Origin of the sequence: Gallibacterium genomosp. 1, from assembly GCF_000771875.1 — a bacterium.
Classification (GTDB): Bacteria; Pseudomonadota; Gammaproteobacteria; order Enterobacterales; family Pasteurellaceae; genus Gallibacterium.
Genome location: NZ_JPXX01000009.1, coordinates 46,363 through 62,959, shown reverse-complemented (window position 1 = coordinate 62,959; position 16,597 = coordinate 46,363). Strand labels below are relative to the sequence as shown.

At 42.0% G+C, this 16,597-nt stretch carries 14 protein-coding genes; 7 read left to right on the top strand and 7 right to left on the bottom strand.

Translation table 11 applies throughout. The features are described from left to right. Window positions 1-98: 98 nt before the first annotated feature. The 3 genes from malT (at window position 99) to JP36_RS03535 (ending at window position 3,488) form a co-directional block, all read left to right on the top strand. On the top strand, window positions 99-2,777 hold the full coding sequence (gene malT / locus JP36_RS03540) for an HTH-type transcriptional regulator MalT (protein ID WP_039172001.1): 2,679 nt from the start codon (window positions 99-101) through the stop codon (window positions 2,775-2,777). A 228-nt stretch (window positions 2,778-3,005) separates the two neighbouring features. Continuing rightward, window positions 3,006-3,110 (top strand): type III toxin-antitoxin system ToxN/AbiQ family toxin, encoded by a 105-nt coding sequence (locus JP36_RS11725; RefSeq protein ID WP_234702141.1) that lies wholly within the window; start codon window positions 3,006-3,008, stop codon window positions 3,108-3,110. Between the two features lie 12 nt (window positions 3,111-3,122). Continuing rightward, window positions 3,123-3,488, top strand: a complete 366-nt coding sequence (locus tag JP36_RS03535) for a type III toxin-antitoxin system ToxN/AbiQ family toxin (RefSeq protein ID WP_267881915.1) — start codon at window positions 3,123-3,125, stop codon at window positions 3,486-3,488. Between the two features lie 190 nt (window positions 3,489-3,678). On the opposite strand, the gene malG is transcribed toward JP36_RS03535, so the two are convergent. From malG to malE, 3 genes are all read right to left on the bottom strand, one after another. Next, window positions 3,679-4,569 carry a maltose ABC transporter permease MalG gene (gene malG, locus JP36_RS03530; RefSeq protein ID WP_039142625.1) on the bottom strand — a complete coding sequence of 297 codons (891 nt, stop codon included), beginning with the start codon at window positions 4,567-4,569 and terminating at the stop codon, window positions 3,679-3,681. Between the two features lie 8 nt (window positions 4,570-4,577). Then, complete coding sequence (gene malF, locus JP36_RS03525) at window positions 4,578-6,134, bottom strand: maltose ABC transporter permease MalF (RefSeq protein ID WP_052119437.1); 1,557 nt, start codon at window positions 6,132-6,134, stop codon at window positions 4,578-4,580. 75 nt (window positions 6,135-6,209) lie between these two features. Then, window positions 6,210-7,400, bottom strand: coding sequence for a maltose/maltodextrin ABC transporter substrate-binding protein MalE (malE, locus tag JP36_RS03520; RefSeq protein ID WP_039172098.1), 1,191 nt, complete (start codon window positions 7,398-7,400; stop codon window positions 6,210-6,212). A gap of 365 nt (window positions 7,401-7,765) precedes the next feature. Here malE and malK point away from each other — a divergent pair, with 365 nt between their 5' ends. The 3 genes from malK (at window position 7,766) to malM (ending at window position 11,237) form a co-directional block, all read left to right on the top strand. Further along, entirely contained in the window at window positions 7,766-8,884 is a 1,119-nt protein-coding gene (malK, locus tag JP36_RS03515; RefSeq protein WP_039171998.1) for a maltose/maltodextrin ABC transporter ATP-binding protein MalK, read from the top strand. Window positions 8,885-8,938: 54 nt separating this feature from the next. Continuing rightward, window positions 8,939-10,210: a maltoporin gene (locus JP36_RS03510; protein WP_039171996.1), complete on the top strand. Its 1,272-nt coding sequence runs from the start codon at window positions 8,939-8,941 to the stop codon at window positions 10,208-10,210. 151 nt (window positions 10,211-10,361) lie between these two features. Continuing rightward, complete coding sequence (gene malM, locus JP36_RS03505; RefSeq protein WP_039171994.1) at window positions 10,362-11,237, top strand: maltose operon protein MalM; 876 nt, start codon at window positions 10,362-10,364, stop codon at window positions 11,235-11,237. Window positions 11,238-11,638: 401 nt separating this feature from the next. On the opposite strand, the gene JP36_RS03500 is transcribed toward malM, so the two are convergent. The 4 genes from JP36_RS03500 to JP36_RS03485 are packed head-to-tail and all read right to left on the bottom strand — an operon-like array spanning window position 11,639 to window position 15,523. Next, a complete protein-coding gene (locus JP36_RS03500) occupies window positions 11,639-12,721 on the bottom strand; it encodes an extracellular solute-binding protein (protein WP_039172097.1) in 1,083 nt (360 codons plus the stop codon). Between the two features lie 23 nt (window positions 12,722-12,744). After that, window positions 12,745-13,587, bottom strand: coding sequence for an ABC transporter permease (locus tag JP36_RS03495; RefSeq protein ID WP_039171991.1), 843 nt, complete (start codon window positions 13,585-13,587; stop codon window positions 12,745-12,747). Next, complete coding sequence (locus JP36_RS03490; RefSeq protein ID WP_039088689.1) at window positions 13,584-14,453, bottom strand: ABC transporter permease; 870 nt, start codon at window positions 14,451-14,453, stop codon at window positions 13,584-13,586. The genes JP36_RS03495 and JP36_RS03490 overlap by 4 nt, the downstream gene beginning before the upstream one ends. Then, window positions 14,450-15,523, bottom strand: a complete 1,074-nt coding sequence (locus JP36_RS03485) for an ABC transporter ATP-binding protein (RefSeq protein WP_039171989.1) — start codon at window positions 15,521-15,523, stop codon at window positions 14,450-14,452. The genes JP36_RS03490 and JP36_RS03485 overlap by 4 nt, the downstream gene beginning before the upstream one ends. A 236-nt stretch (window positions 15,524-15,759) precedes the next feature. Here JP36_RS03485 and JP36_RS03480 point away from each other — a divergent pair, with 236 nt between their 5' ends. Further along, window positions 15,760-16,584 (top strand): glycerophosphodiester phosphodiesterase, encoded by an 825-nt coding sequence (locus JP36_RS03480; protein WP_039171985.1) that lies wholly within the window; start codon window positions 15,760-15,762, stop codon window positions 16,582-16,584. The last annotated feature ends 13 nt before the right edge of the window (window positions 16,585-16,597 follow it).

Here is a 16,597-nt window from a genome sequence, read left to right as displayed (position 1 = left end):
TGCTATAATCTTGTCAGTATGACGAGTAGGAAGTAATTTCTTATTTGGGGGAGGAGAACTCCAAAAGACATCTTTCATCAACAAAAGGGTTATTAACAATGTTAATTCCATCAAAACTTATTTGTTCTTACCGCCTACAAAATAGCGTAACCAGAACCGCTTTATTATCCTTGCTAGAACAGGCTTCAGATTATCCTTTAGTGCTGATTACCGCTCCCGCAGGTTATGGCAAAACTACGTTGATTTCCCAATGGGCAAAGGATAAACCACATCTAGGCTGGTATTCTTTAGATGAAAGCGATAATCAAACGGAGCGGTTCGCAGGCTATTTTTGTGCGGCATTAGCGAGAGCTACCAACAACCACATTCACAATGAAGACAATCCGCCCTATTCCAATTTGTCTTCACTGTTTAATCAGTTGTTGGTCAATCTTGCTTCCTACGAACAGCCATTTTATCTGGTGATTGATGATTATCATTTAATTGAAAACGAAGAAATTCACGACGCATTAAAATATTGGATCAAACACCAACCGCCTGCAATGACGCTCATTTTGATTTCACGTTCTCAGCCGCCATTGAGCTTAGCCAGTTTAAGAGTGCAAGAACAATTATTAGAAATTAATGCCCATCAACTGCCTTTTTCTCATCAAGAAAGTATTGCGTTTTTCCAATCTCGCTTAGAAAATCCCTTAACGGAACAAGAAATTACCGCACTTTGTGATGAGGTGGAGGGCTGGCCGACGGCGTTACAACTCATCAGCCTTTCTGCCAAACAGCAGAAAAGTACTTTACAAGATATTGCCAAACGCCTTTCCCACCATAGTTTTCACATCAATGATTACTTAAATGACGAAGTACTTGCCCCTGTGGATAAAGCAACCAGACAATTTATTTTGCGTTGCTCCATTCTGCGTTCAATGAACGAAACTCTCGTAGCTGAAGTAACGGGCGAAACAGAGAGCCGATTTATTTTGGAACGGTTAGAAAAACAAGGGCTATTTTTACAGCGAATGGAAAGCGATGATAATTGGTGGCGTTTTCACCCGCTTTTTGCCTCTTTCTTAGCCCATTGCAGCCAACGTGAGTTGGCAAATGAAATGCCCGCCTTGCACCAACAAGCGGCACGAGGTTGGCTTGCACAAGGCTATGTTACCGAAGCCCTCTACCACGCCAGCTTGTTAGAAAACAAACAATTATTGTTGCAAATTTTATCACAAAACGGCTGGCAATTATTCCACCAAGGGGAACTCAAATTATTAGAGCAAAGCCTAGAACATCTTGATGATACAGGGCTTGTCGCCTACCCTAATCTGGTGTTATTAAAAGCGTGGCTTGCCCAAAGCCAACATCGACATAGTGAAGTGGCTGGCATTTTTGCCCATTTTGAGCAACAGAACATCGATCTCAGCCCTGAAAATCAAGCGGAATTTGACGTGTTGCTCGCCCAAGTCGCCATAAATTCAGGCGATGAAAACACCGCACTTTCACTTGCCTCCAACGCATTAAATCGCCTTGCTGACAACGCCCACTATGCTAAAATTGTTGCCACCTCCATTATTGGCGAGGCTTGGCACGTTAAGGGCAATTTCGCTGATGCGATTACAATGCTGCAAAAAGCGGAAAAAATGGCTCGTCAGTATCACACCTCTCACAATGTGCTGTGGACATTACTCCAACAATCGGAAATCTTGATCGCCCAAGGTTTTTTACAAGCGGGGTATGATATGCTCAATAAAGCGACGCTATTTGTGAAAGAAAACCACTTACAACAAATTCCAATGTATGAGTTTTTGCTCCGTTTGAAAGGGCAAATTTTATGGGATTGGTATGATTTGGACAAAGCCGAAGCTATGGCAACCGCCGGTATTTCTGTGTTGGATAGCGAAGAAGCAAGGCTACAATGTTTGGCGATTTTATGCAAAATTTCCATTGTACGCGGGGATTTAGACAACGCCGCCCGACTGCTAGAAAAAATTACCCAACTACAAAATGCACATCATTATCACAACGATTGGAATGCCAATGCTGATCAGGTCAAAATTGTGTTATGGCAAATGACGAACGATAACCAAGCTGCTCAAAATTGGCTAATTCAAAACCAACCACCAAGCACGGATACCAATCATTTCAGCCAAGTACAATGGCGTAATATTGCGCGGGCAAAAATGCTGATCGGCGATTATGAGGCTGCCAAAACGATTTTGGATAAATTGATCCAAACGGCGGAAAAGTTACAATTTATCAGCGACTTAAATAGAGCCTTAATTTTACGCAATCGGCTGCATTTTCTTACACATAACAAAACAGCGGCGATGGCAGATCTTCAGCTTGCTCTTGCCCTCACCAAACAAACCAACTTTATCAGTGTTTTCGTGTTGGAGGGGGAAATAATGGCACAGCAAATCCGCCAATTACTTGCCCAAAACAGCCTCGATGAATTAGTTGCTCATAAAGCTCAATTTATCTTACGCCACATCAACCAATATTATCGACATAAATTCGCTCATTTTGATGAAGAATTTGTCGCACAATTATTAAAAAATCCGCAAGTGCCAGATTTATTAAAAATCAGCCCCCTTACCCAACGGGAATGGCAAGTGCTAGGCTTAATTTATTCGGGATATAGCAACGACCAAATTTCAGATGAATTACAAGTTGCCACCACTACAATTAAAACCCATATCCGCAATTTATATCAAAAATTAGGCGTAGCAAATCGTAACGAAGCCATTCAATACACAAGGGAACTTTTGCAATTGATGGGGTACAGTTAAATTAAAAACGAAAAACGACTAGAAAAGGAAAATCAATGACAAACCTTGAAATACCACTCAAAAATGGCTATATTATGTGCTGAGGCGTAAGCTGCCATAAGTGCTATTTAATCGGGCGTAAGCTGCCATAAGTGCTACTTAATTAGGTGCAAGCTACCACAAGTGCTGAAAAAAGATGCCTAATCGGCATCTTTTTTTTTGCACAGTATTTTCATTGGGGAAATGGTTATGAGTGATAGATTAAAATTATATCGTGTAACAGATCACTATCTTGATTTTTTAAGAGAAATTGAACCGAAAATTCCAGCCAATAAAGATAATGGAAAAAAGTGACCTTTTGTCGGTATAGTCCTTTCCATTAACGGTATAAAATATATTGCCCCTTTATCTTCTAAAATTTGTAAAAGTCAAAGTGATTTTAAGGTAAAAAGCAGTGGTGAACAAAAGGCAAGTATTCGCTTTGCTTATATGTTCCCTATTGTTGATAGTGCTTTAATTGAGATTGATTATACCAAAGAATTTGAGATAGATTTAAAATATACAGCGTTACTCATCAAAGAAGATTTATATATCAATCAACATAAAGCCCGCATTTACGAGATCGCAACCAAAACATATACCAATGCAATTACAAAACGTTTTGGCTTTGAGAAATTTTGTTGCAACTTTGCAAAATTAGAAGAAAAGCACAGAGATTATGAAACGCAGTAAAAATTACTTTAGTGCATTATAATCTTCTTCCCCTCCACCACTATCAGCAAAGTCAGAAATGGTTTTAACTCTCTTTAATCATATTTTACCGGCTTAAAAATCACGCCCTACAAGTGTTGAGAGCGTGATTTATCATTCAAAGTGCGGTCAGATTTTTCGCTATTTTTTTACTTTTTCTTCCCCTCAGGAATTAACCTTTTACACCGCCTGCGGTTAATCCGCCAACTAGCCAGCGTTGGGCAAGTAGGAAGACGGCGGTGATAGGGATAGCGGAAAGGACGGCTGCGGCGGCAAAATCGCCCCATAAATAGTTTTGAGGATAAAGATATTGTTGCATACCCACGGCGAGAGTGTAGCTTTCCACATCACGCAAGAGCAGTGAGGCGATTGGCACTTCTGTAATAGCTGCGATGAAAGATAAAATAAACACCACCGCCAAAATCGGCACAGAAAGCGGAAGCAAAATCAAGCGGAACGCTTGCCACGGTGTTGCACCGTCTAATTCGGCGGCTTCTTCTAATGAGCCATCGATGGTTTCAAAATATCCCTTGATCGTCCAAACGTGCAATGCAATACCACCAAGATAGGCGAAGATCACGCCAGCGTGAGTGTTTAACCCCAGAAATGGGATATATTGCCCTAGGCGATCAAACAAGGCATATAAGGCGACAAGGGATAACACCGCAGGGAACATTTGGAAAATGAGCATTCCTTGCAATAGCGTTTTTTTGCCTTTGAATTTCATTCTGGCGAAAGCGTAAGCACAGGTGGTGGAAAGTGCGACAATTCCCACTGAAGTCAGCGTTGCGACTTTCACTGAGTTCCAAAGCCAAAGTAATACGGGAAACGGCGGTGGGATGATAGTGCCATCGGAATGTACCACATCAAACCCGAGGGCGAGTTTCCAGTGTTCCCAAGAGATTTCGTGTGGAATAATATCTCCAAGTGCCAAATTCCCTGGACGTAAAGAAATGCCAACCACCATCAATAGTGGGAACATTATTAAGGCGATAAAGGCAATTAAAAATAAATGGGTTGCCCATAGGCGATAGCGTAATGATTTTGCTTGAACAATAGCCATAATCCCTCCTAGTCAAATTTCATTTTTGTGGCTTTGATATTCAGCAAGGCAAGCCCCGCCACTAATAGGAAAATCAGGGTTGCAATGGCAGCGGCTAGCCCAAAATCTTGGCTTCCGCCACCCTCAAATGCGATTCGGTAAGTATAGCTGACTAAAAGATCAGTATGTCCTGCTGGTGTTGTTGTGCCGATCATATCTGGTCGCCCATTGGTTAATAATTGAATTAGCACAAAGTTGTTAAAATTAAAGGCGAACGAGGCGATCATTAAGGGAGTGAGCGGTTTCAACAATAAAGGCACGGTAATTTTGCTAAAATTTTGCCAAGTGGACGCACCGTCCATTGCGGAGGCTTCATACAAATCTTGCGGAATGGCTTTCAATAAACCCATACATAAGATCATCATATAAGGATAGCCCAGCCAAGTATTTACGATTAAAATCATTACCTTAGCTAAGAACGGATCATTAAACCATTCAGGGCGAATGCCGAAAAGCTGGTTCAAGATCATATTGATTTCACCGAAACTTTGATTAAATAACCCTTTGAAAATTAAGATGGAAATAAATGCTGGAACGGCATAAGGCAGAATTAATAAAAGACGATAAATTGCCTTGCCTTTTAAGGCTTCCCACTGTACGAGGCTGGCGAAAATCATTCCTAAGATCACAGTAAAAATTACCGTCAGCACAGAAAATACAATCGTCCAAATAAAAATTTGGATAAACGGCTTTTGAATGCCCTCATCGGTGAAAATTTTAATAAAATTGCTGAAGCCGATAGAAACGGTGAAACCGGGTTCAAGGGTTTCTTTCAGCCAGTTGCCTTGTGCATCAATTTGTTGGAAAAAGCCCATGTCAAAATTGGCAGCATAGCGTTTGCCGTTTTCGTTATTAACTAGCTGATGTGTCGCTTCGTCATAATGATAGCGAGGACTTTGAGCTGAAAACTGGCGTAATGAACTCATTGTTAATGATGAGCCATTAGGTAAAATTAAGGTCATCGCTTGCAAGGTTTGGCGATTTTGGGTAATGGTTTTCAGCGGAGCGGTACTGATGTTTGGCAGATCTTGTCGCGTTAAATTGACTTGTGCAGGGGCTAACGGTACGGGTTCGGAAAGAAAATATTCTCCGTTATGCGATAAGCCAATTTGGAATTTTCCCTCCGCTTGTGGGTAGAGCTTGAAATCATATTTTTCGCCAGATAAATATTTCTGGGTGGTTAAAACGTTTAACGCACGCTCAAATGAAAGTTGGTTTGTGCTGCTGTAATTGGTGAATGCAATGGCGATAGTGGCTACCAATGGAAACAAAATAAAGATGATCATTCCTGTGATGCCGGGGTACACATATCGCCACGCATAGGCTTTCGGGCTGCTAAAAATATAAACCCCAGAGGTGAGAATCACGAGGGTTAATAGGGCGAAAAGATACTCGCCTTGCGAATACATCAGCATTACGGCATAAAAATCCAAGAACAAAATGGCAAGGATTAGGCTGTATCTGACAAAACCTCGTTGCTTCAGCTTGGGGGTTAAAACAGGATTGGGGCTTAAAAATGATCGCATACTACACCTCAAAAAAAATGTAAAAAAAAGCACCGCACTTTTAGCTATAGACAAAAGGGGGAAATTCCCCTCAAATTATTGCTGTTTTAAAATTCTTGCTCGTGCGTCATCTAGGGCTTGTTGTACCGTTTGACGACCATTCACCGCATTAGTAATCGCACTGCGTTCAGCGTACCAAAAGGCGGACATTTGCGGAATGTTCGGCATAATTTCTCCGTTTTCCGCATTCGTCATCGTGGCGGCAATGCTAGGATCAACAGCGAGCTTAGCTTGGTAAGATTTCAATGCCACTGCTCCCAATGGTTTATCTTTATTCACAGTGGCTAACCCTTCGTCCGTTAAAAGATAATTTTCTAAAAACTCAACGGCGAGATCCTGATTTGGACTTGCGGCATTGATCGCGGCACTTAATACCCCCACAAATGGTTTAGATGGGTTACCATTGAGGGTAGGCAATACTGCCACGCCATAATTGATCCCACTTTTTTCAATGTTGCCCCACGACCAAGGCCCGTTGATGGTTAAGGCAGTTTCTCCTTTGTTGAAGCTAGCTTCCGCAACGGAATAGTCCATATCAGGATTGATCACCTTATCTTTCACCAAATCCACGACAAATTGTAATCCTTGTTGCGAACCTGCGTTATTCACGCCGATATCTTGCGGGTTGTAGCGTCCGTTGTCAAATTTGAACGCATAGCCTCCATTGGCAGCAACCACTGGCCAAGTGAAATAAGGCTCTGCAAGGTTCCACATAATGGCATTTTTCCCCTGTGCTTTTAGGGTTTTATCCAATTCGCGGATTTCTTCCCAAGTGCGAGGTGGCGATTTGATCAGGTCTTTGTTGTAGATTAATGAAAGGGATTCAATCGCAACAGGGTAAGAAATCACTTTGCCATTATAGGTTTGTGCGTCCCACACGAAATCGGCGAATTTTTCTTTAAAGTCAGGGCTAGGGTGCAATTCGGCTAACAATCCTGCTTGTGCATAGCCACCAAAGCGATCGTGCGCCCAGAAAATAATGTCGGGTCCATCGCCTGTTGCGGCAACTTGTGGGAATTTTTCTTCTAGTTTATCAGGGTGTTCTACTAACACGGGAATGCCTGTATCCGCTTCAAATTTTTTCCCAACTTCAGCCAAGCCGTTATAGCCTTTGTCGCCGTTGATCCAAATCACCAGTTTTCCTTCGCTCATTTTCGCCATTACCGCCCCTGAGAAAACAAGGCTGGCAATGGTGCTTAGGGTGAAAGTCAATAAGTTTTTTTTCATCACTTTTTTCATAATACTACGCTCCTGATTGTGAGTGGGTAATAAGGATTTCTGCTTCATTATGCGTAAATTTTACAATTTGTTATCCTCCCCCCATCTCCTCCTTTTAAAAAATCAGCCTGTTCTGACAAGTTTTTTCTATTTCTGTGAGCAAGCTCACAAAAATGAAAGAAGAAAATGTGATCGCTATCACAAAAGCTCGCCAAATTGTCCTTTTCAACACACAACATCATTTTCAGCCGATTTTTTCATCTAATCCTTAAAAAAATCCGTCAAGGAGGATTTTTTTTATAAATGAATAGGGGAAGATACGGCACATTGAATTATCCTAAGCTTTCGGATAAAAATGCAAAACGAGGTTAAATATGGCAAAGGTATCCTTACGCAATGTGGGTAAATCCTACGGCAATGTACAGATTTCAACGGACATTAATTTAGAAATTGATGAAGGCGAATTTGTCGTTTTTGTTGGACCTTCTGGCTGTGGAAAATCCACCTTACTTAGAATGATCGCAGGGCTTGAAGACATCAGCACAGGGGATTTATACATCGGCGAAAAAAGAATGAATGATGTGCCGCCAGCCAAAAGAGGCATAGGAATGGTGTTTCAATCTTACGCCCTCTACCCTCATTTGAATGTGGCGGAAAATATGTCTTTCGGCTTAAAACTGGCTGGGGTGAGCAAAGCGGAACGTGAGACTCGGGTAAATCAAGTGGCAGAAGTGTTACAACTTGCCCATTTGCTCGATCGCAAGCCGAAAGCCTTATCGGGCGGTCAGCGCCAACGGGTGGCGATTGGCAGAACCCTCGTTTCTCAGCCTGAAGTCTTTTTACTTGATGAACCCCTTTCTAATCTTGATGCCGCATTACGCGTACAAATGCGGGTGGAAATTTCTAAATTACACAAAAAATTGAACCGCACTATGATTTACGTTACCCACGATCAAGTGGAGGCGATGACTCTTGCGGATAAAATCGTAGTATTAAAAGCTGGCGGAATTGCACAAGTTGGTAAACCACTTGAACTTTATCATTATCCAGCGAATCGTTTTGTCGCTGGGTTTATTGGCTCACCAAAAATGAACTTTTTGCCTGTTAAAGTAACTGGCGTTGAAAATGAGCGGGTCAGAGTCGAATTACCTGATGCCAATCACCATAACTTTTGGATTCCTGTCCGCGGTGATGGTGTGAAAGTGGGAGATAACCTTTCCCTTGGTATTCGACCAGAGCATCTTGTTCCCTCCGAAAACGCCGAAGTGACTTTGCGAGGTAAAGTGCAAGTGGTGGAACTACTGGGCTATGAAACCCAAATCCATCTTGAAATTCCTGAAATTAAACAGCCAACCTTGGTCTATCGACAAAATGATGTGGTGTTGATTGATGAGGGGGCAGAATTTGATATTGGGATCGTGCCAGAGCGTTGTCATTTATTCAAAGAAAACGGGGTGGCTTGTTCAAGGCTTTTTAAAGAAAAAGGGGTGTAACCATCATTTTTCATTTCTCTTTCATACGTCAATTATTTTCAAGTGAGGTCGCTTATGAAAAACGCAAAAACACGCATTGCAACCGCTATCGCCGCCAGTTTTATCGCACTGAGTGCGAATGCCGTTGATTTTCACGGCTATGCTCGTTCGGGCATTGGTTGGACATCAGGCGGTGGTGAGCAAACCGCCTTTACGGTGAATGGGGGGGGGGCAAAATATCGCTTAGGTAACGAAGCGGAAACCTATGCGGAATTTAAACTAGGGCAATCCCTTTTCAATGAAGGCAATAAATCTATTTATTTAGATTCCAATCTTGCTTATTCCATTAATCAGCAAGGCGATTGGGAAACCACCACGCCCGCCTTGCGTGAGATCAATGTGCAATTTAAAAATTTCCTCGACAGCCTACCCGATGCCACTTTATGGGCAGGGAAACGCTTTTATCAACGCCACGATGTGCATCTTAATGACTTCTATTATTGGGATATTTCAGGCCCTGGCGCAGGGGTAGAGAATATTGATGTGGGCGTAGGGAAATTGTCTTTTGCCGTAACTCGCAATACCGAGCAAGGCGGAGCGTACGGCTGGAATTATAACCCGATTACGAAAAAGTGGGAATCCACTCGTGATCTAGATAAAGACGTGTATAACGATGTCTTTGATGTGCGTCTTGCCGATCTTGAAGTGAATAAAAACGGAAAATTAGAAATCGGGCTAGATTATGGTAACTCTCACACCAAAAATCACGCCAGCCGTGTCGAGGGTGCGAGTAAAAACGGGTATATGCTCACCCTTGAACACACACAAGGCGAATTTTTTGGCGGTTTTAATAAATTTACCGTGCAATACGCCACAGACGCGATGACCTCTTGGAGTACGGGACATTCTCAAGGTGGCTCAAATACCAATAAAGGGCATATGCTACGTTTAATCAATCAAGGCGTTGTCGCACCGTCAGATAAAGTGGAAGTAATGTATGCGTTAATTTACGAAAAAACCGATTTAGATAATCATCAAGGGAAAACTTGGTATTCTGCTGGCGTTCGCCCTATGTACAAATGGACTGACACAATGAGTACACTAGTTGAAGTGGGTTATGATCGCATTAAAGATCAGCAAACAGGATTGAAAAATCAGCTAATAAAATACACCCTCGCCCAACAATGGCAAGCCGGTAGCAGCATTTGGGCAAGACCTGCAATCCGTGTGTTCGGCACTTATGCACATTGGAACGATAAATTTAATACCAGCAAACGCACTGACGCAGGCTATAAAGCCAAAGATGGTGAATTTATCGCTGGCATACAATTTGAAGCTTGGTGGTAATGCCAACCATTAAATGGATCTCAAGTTCAGGCAACCCATTGATTCATAAGTAAATCATAGGACAAGGCAAGCAAAAAAACTGGCTCAAAAAACCACCGCACTTTTGCTTGCCTCTTCAACAACACAATGGCTTTCTTCTTGTGAGGTAACAATGAAATTAACCCAAAAAACACGCATTTTTTTGACCGCACTTTTTGCCACCGCTCTCAGCACTCAACCAACATTCGCCGCAACCTTGTCTTTGCCTGCTCAAAGCCTCGCTCAGTTGCACTGGCAAGATGTCGCACTACCGCAACAGGTGAAAACCGAACTTAACGCCACACAAAAACAAGGGTTTACGCTCTCTTTTGCTGGGATTGAAAGCCCTGTTGCGGCTTATCGCCTCCCTGCAAGCCAAGGAACAATGGAAATCGAAATTGAAAGTGAGGTGCAAAATCAGCACGTTTTTGTCCCGAATGTCGTGGTTTTGGATAGCCAATTTCAGGTTGCAGCACATTATGATTCCACCTACTTTAAACTGCAAGAAGAACGTGGGCTAAAGCCGAATAGATTAGCCGCAAAGCTAAATCTCACGCCAATTAATCAAGGAGCATTATACTTGCTGATTTACACCACCAAAGCGGATTTGGCAGGGCAAACTATCGTCCCTCACCCCTCAAAACTTTTTGCCAAAGCCACGGGCAAACAACCGCCAGCGATTGCGGATATTCAAGTGAAGCATAGTTTAAATGGCAAGCTCATTGTTAATTTCCAACCCGCTAACGGTACACATTTTGTCGGCTTAAATCAGATTTTTACAATGGAGAAAAACGCCCCCGCAGCCACCGCCGTGATTGCTAACCAAAAGGGAGAGAATGAGAAAAATGTTAAGGTGGAGAAAGAAACGGAGGCCTATTTTAATCAAGCTGTCCTCAATGCGTTAAAACAAAAAGACATCAACCGAGCCTTAAATCTGGTCAATGAAGCGGAAAAATTAGGGCTACGAACGCCTCGAAAATTATTTTTACAGCAGGTTTCAGCGAAATAATCTTACTTTGTCTTTTTCATTATTTACTGCACCAAGAGAGTGCAGTTTTTTTATAAGCAAATTCAAAATCCATTTAAAAAGTGTAATGGTACATTACAGTTATATTAGAAGTTCAAGCTCCTTTGAAGAATATATCTTTGCAGGCAATAAAAGTGAATTCGATAAAGCTAGTTTATAGCTTGATTTTTCTGAAATTGGTGGCTTTTTAAAAAAGATAATACGAAAAAATTTACTAAAAGAATTTTCTCAAAAAAGGAATGGAAGCCAAAATGCAACTTTTAGCAAAAGTTTCATCTCATTTTCTTATGTTTAAGTTCAAAATAACAAGCTGAAGCAAATCCCGCATTTTTTGAATGTAAATAGCGAAAAAATAAGCTAAGGTGAACCTTAGCTTATTCCGTTTATTTTGCGATCACTTCTTTGGTGAAATCGGCAATGGCGGCTTTGCTCCAGTCAAGCGGGAAGAAAGGAATATCCGCTTGTCCGATTTCCGCATTCAATGGGCGAATACCAAAATGGTTGGCTAATTTTTGTTGCGTTTCAGGTGAAACTAGCCAGTTGGTAAACACTAAACTTGCTGCAGGGTGAGGGGCATTTTTTGCGACAACAACCACATTACCGCCGCCCGGCATTCCGAATTTCGGCACATAAAATTTTAAGCGAGGCGTAACCGCACCTTGTTTTTGTAGGCTAAATAAATGATCTTGCCAAGCGGCAACAATGTCTAATTCGCCATCATTTAAGCGTGTTAAACTGTCGGCGTTAGAGGCGGTACGTACCATATTTTGTTTATTTTGATTGAACCAATCCCAAGTGCTTTGCCATTTTTCGGTTTGAGCTGCGTCAAAAGGCGTGTTTTGATAATCATAATTACCACTGATGTTGAGCAAGGCTTGGAAAATAAAGGCTTTACCTGAAGCACCGCCGTTGGGATCGGCATAGCCAAATTTTTTCGGGTGAGTTTGGATATAGGTTTCAGTTTCCGCCCAGGTTTGTGGCAGTTGATCTTCACTCACCCGCATTGGATCATAAGCGAAGCCCGTTTGGTTGCCCCAAAAGCCCATTGCTTGATTGCCAAATTTCACTCCTTGCAAAGCGTGGTTGGCTTGAGCGAAATTAGGCAAGCTGTTGAGATTTCGTAACACATCATTTTTCTGCACGATAGGATAATTGTCGGCAGCGATGGCGATCACGTCCATTTTCCCTTTACTAAGGGATTTTTCAGCGATCAGCTTATTCATATTACCGTCTAAAGTGCCTTCAGGAATTTTCACTTTGATGCCATAGGTTTTTTCGAAATCTTTCACGAAAAGGCGAAATTGCGGTTGTAAATACCACACGCTAAAGGTTACCGAGCCTTCTTGTTTAGCTTGCGCCACAATCTCTTCCCAGCTTTTTTGGCTGAGATCTTGGGAAGCCGAAACGGACAGGGCGGTGGTTAGCCCTAAACTGATTAATGCGGTTTTGATAAGACGAGTTTTCATCATTGTTTCTCCTCTGGTGGAAATCAGGCTTTGCCTGTGGATTGTGATAAATAGTTACCTTTCAATAAACGCTCGATAATTAACAGCAAGATAACGTTTGGAATTAATAAGATAATCGACACCACCGCCGCATTCGGTCGGATAAAGGAATAGCCTAAGAAAGAATACAAAATGGTTGGCACGGTAATGAAATCAGGTGAGCCGATGACAAAAGAAATGCTAAATTCCTCAATACTTTTCACTAAACAGAAAATAATAGAGGCTAAAAACGCAGGCTTAAGCATCGGCAGATACACATCTTTAAAGGTGGTGAGTTTTGACGCACCGAGATCACGGCTGGCATCAATTAAATCTTGTGGCACGGCGGAAAAGCCCGAAGATAAAATACGAATGGCATAAGGCAAGGTCATCACCGTATGCCCAATGATAATGCCGATCATTGGGTTGCTAATTTTGAGCTGAATTAACACCGCACTAAAGAATAGCGCAATGATCATTCCAGGGATCACCAAAGGAATTAAGGTAATAAGTTCGGCAATTTTTTTACCACGAAACTCCATTCGTCCAAAGGCATAAGCTGTTGGCAAGGCAAGCGTGATGGCGATTAAAGAAACAATCGGCGCAATGGTATAGCTATTCAACATTGCTTCTTTCAGGGCAGTGTTTTCCCACACATAATGCCAACGCTCAAAAGACAGCACAGGCGGGAAAATATCGGGATAGCTCCAAGGGTGTTGCGGATCAACCAGCGACCACAGCCCAGCCATTAAGAAAGGCAACACCAACCAAACAAAATTCACCACCACAAAAAAGATCAGCACAATGCGGTTAATTAAACGGGTGTTGTTACTTTGGATTCTGTTCATTTTACCGCTCCTCGTTTAACAGATAATGGACGAATAATTAAGGTGATGAGAACGGAGGCAAGGGCAGAAGTTAGCATTATCACCATTGCCAGCACCGCACTTTGATTCCATTCTTCAAACTCATAAGCACTCATTTGCATAAAGCGAGCGAGGGAGTAAGTATCACGCGGGCCTGCAATGCTGTAAAAGGCAAAATCGCCCAACGCTCCGATAAAAATCAAAATAAAGGACACTTGCACCGCCCCGAGCGTGAGAGGAAAGATCACATAAATAAAGCGTTGCCAACTGGTTGAACCTAGATTTGACGCAGCATCAAACAGATCACTTTTCAGCGAATTGACTGCACCGCCAACCAAAATTAACGCAAAGGGAATATTTTTCCACATTTGCAAAATCACAATGCCCCAGCCGAAGCTATCATTTTGTAGGGATTTTGGTTCTTGCCAAATGCCGAGCCAAACCAGTGTTTCGTTTAAAATACCGTGATAGGAAATCATATTCATAAACAAAAAGGCGGCTACCAAGCCCGGCACAAGCATCGGCATACGGAAAAAGGTGATGATAAATTCTTTGCCTTTCATTGGGTTGCGTAGCCATAAGGCGATAGGGTAGGCGACCAAAATCGATAGCAACGCTCCAAGGAAGGAAACCCGCACGGAATACCAAAAGGATTTATGAAAAATCGGGTTACTCAACACCTCTTGCCAGTAATCTAAGGTGAAATGTGAGGGTTCGCCATACATATTTTGCAAGCCGAAACTTTGTGCCACCACCAAATAAAAGGTTGAGCCCATTAATAATAAAATCGTGCCAAGCCCTGTGCTTAACAGTAGCCAAGCCTTGAGATCTTGTTTTACCGATTTCATACTGCCTCCAAGAAACGAATGGCATTGCGTGCGAGGGTGAAAAATAATTCTTCTGATTGATTTAACAACGGCGAAAATTTGGTTAATTGCAACCGCACTTTCTCATTTGGCAAACCTGAAGTAACTAAGCCTTGCACTTCAGTCATATTGCCCATAAAGGCGGTTTGTAGCACTTTGACGCTAAATTTATTCTCCACGTTGCTATTTGGCTCACAAGGGACGGCATCTTCAGGACGAAAACAAATATAAATATTCTCAGCCACAGGCTTGTGGGCGGATTGCACAATAAATTTGCCCCAAAGGGAATCCACTTGATAGAGATCATCTTGCCAATGTTTGACGTTCGCTTTAGTAATGTTTGCCACGCCGATGAAATCGGCAATAAAGCGATTTTTCGGTTGGTAATAAATCTCTTGTGGCGTGCCGATTTGTTCGATTTGCCCTTTATTCAACACAATGATTTTATCTGACATCGACAGGGCTTCCGCCTGATCGTGCGTTACATAAATGCTGGTTAAATTGTATTGATGAGAAAGCTGTTTAATCTCAAAACGCACGCTTTCCCGCAATTTGGCATCAAGGTTTGATAATGGCTCATCAAATAAAATCACATCAGGGCGGGTTACCATTGCCCTTGCTAATGCCACACGCTGTTGCTGACCACCTGAAAGCTCAGAGGGCAGTTTCAACTTTTGTGTTTCCAAATCCATTTGCTTTAATGCCACATTTAAACGGGCGATTTGCTCATCAATCGGCACATTTTTCTGTTTCAAGCCGTAGCAAATATTGTGCGAAACGTTCAAATGCGGAAAAAGGGCATAGGACTGAAAACACATCGCTGTGTTACGCTTTTCTGGTGAAATATTATTCACGGAGCGATCACCGATGATAATTTCGCCCTCGTCAGCCTTATGAAAGCCCGCAATCAGTTTTAAGAGCGAGGTTTTTCCACAGCCACTCGGGCCGAGCAAGGTAACAAACTCCCCTTCTTCTGCGGTGAAAGAAATATTATTGGCGGCATAAAAATCGCCAAATTTTTTGGTGATATTGCGTAATTCGAGTTTTGCCATTGTTGATTCGCTCCTCTAGGTGGGTTGCCAGATTGATAATCTTACTCTAAACCAAATCTTCATTTTTACGCAATTAGAATTTAATTATTAAATTCTAATAAATTTATTTTTGTGAATGAGATCACATATTTTAGTAAAATAAACCCGCAATAATCGAATTTAATTTGCCAATGCAAGCTATCAATCCTAAAATGAATTTAAAAATTAAATTGAAAATTAAAAAATAGGAGAGAAAAATGGCATTTGAGTTTAACGTAACAGAAAAAGGTTTGATTTTGGCAAACAGCCATCGCGGTTACAGTGCTAAGTATCCAGAAAACACAATGCCCGCCTTTGTCGGTGCGTTGGAGGCAGGCACGCACAGCATTGAGCTAGATATTGCGATGACGAAAGATGAAAAAATGGTGGTTATCCATGATTTTTCTATCGAACGCGTTTCTAACGGTGAAGGTTATGTGGAACAAATGACTCTTGCTGAACTACAACGCTATGATTTTGGTGAAAAGTTCTCACCTGAATTCAAAGGTACGCACATTGTGGAATTAGAAACCGTGTTGAAATGGGCATTAGAAAATAACGTGGGTTTAATTGTTGAAGCCAAACAACGCCGCAACCATCAGCGTTTTGCCGAAGTGCTAGCGGAAATATTGCAACGTACCAATACCGTAGATCAAATTTTATTATTGGGCTTCGATCACGTTTTAATTAATAAAGTCAAAGCTCTGCTACCGAGCCTACGCCTACAAGTGGTTACCCTCGCACGCTATAACGATCAGCTCAGTGCGGTGTTGGGATCAAACGCCAGCAGTGTTTGCGTGGAATACCACTATGTTGGCAAAGAAGATTTAATTGCCTACAAAAAAGCAGGGCTGTCAGTGAGAATGTATCTGCATGAATCCAAAGAAATCCCCGTGTTAGAAATGTACAATCAAAAATACGGCTATGATACAGAAAGCGAAATTATCCAATGGCTACGCGAGGGATTAATCGATATGCTCAGCCACGATGATATTCCGTATCTAAAATCATTAATTGAAAAAGCGGGGAAAGTGCCTTATTAACCGTCATAAAATC

What these genes read in the sequence shown, in the direction of transcription:
- malT (WP_039172001.1), top strand. Translation starts at nt 99, where the DNA reads ATGTTAATTCCATCAAAACTTATTTGTTCTTACCGCCTACAAAATAGC.
- JP36_RS11725 (WP_234702141.1), top strand. Translation starts at nt 3,006, where the DNA reads ATGAGTGATAGATTAAAATTATATCGTGTAACAGATCACTATCTTGAT.
- malG (WP_039142625.1), bottom strand. Translation starts at nt 4,569, where the DNA reads ATGGCTATTGTTCAAGCAAAATCATTACGCTATCGCCTATGGGCAACC.
- malF (WP_052119437.1), bottom strand. Translation starts at nt 6,134, where the DNA reads ATGCGATCATTTTTAAGCCCCAATCCTGTTTTAACCCCCAAGCTGAAG.
- malE (WP_039172098.1), bottom strand. Translation starts at nt 7,400, where the DNA reads ATGAAAAAAAACTTATTGACTTTCACCCTAAGCACCATTGCCAGCCTT.
- malK (WP_039171998.1), top strand. Translation starts at nt 7,766, where the DNA reads ATGGCAAAGGTATCCTTACGCAATGTGGGTAAATCCTACGGCAATGTA.
- JP36_RS03510 (WP_039171996.1), top strand. Translation starts at nt 8,939, where the DNA reads ATGAAAAACGCAAAAACACGCATTGCAACCGCTATCGCCGCCAGTTTT.
- malM (WP_039171994.1), top strand. Translation starts at nt 10,362, where the DNA reads ATGAAATTAACCCAAAAAACACGCATTTTTTTGACCGCACTTTTTGCC.
- JP36_RS03500 (WP_039172097.1), bottom strand. Translation starts at nt 12,721, where the DNA reads ATGAAAACTCGTCTTATCAAAACCGCATTAATCAGTTTAGGGCTAACC.
- JP36_RS03495 (WP_039171991.1), bottom strand. Translation starts at nt 13,587, where the DNA reads ATGAACAGAATCCAAAGTAACAACACCCGTTTAATTAACCGCATTGTG.
- JP36_RS03490 (WP_039088689.1), bottom strand. Translation starts at nt 14,453, where the DNA reads ATGAAATCGGTAAAACAAGATCTCAAGGCTTGGCTACTGTTAAGCACA.
- JP36_RS03485 (WP_039171989.1), bottom strand. Translation starts at nt 15,523, where the DNA reads ATGGCAAAACTCGAATTACGCAATATCACCAAAAAATTTGGCGATTTT.
- JP36_RS03480 (WP_039171985.1), top strand. Translation starts at nt 15,760, where the DNA reads ATGGCATTTGAGTTTAACGTAACAGAAAAAGGTTTGATTTTGGCAAAC.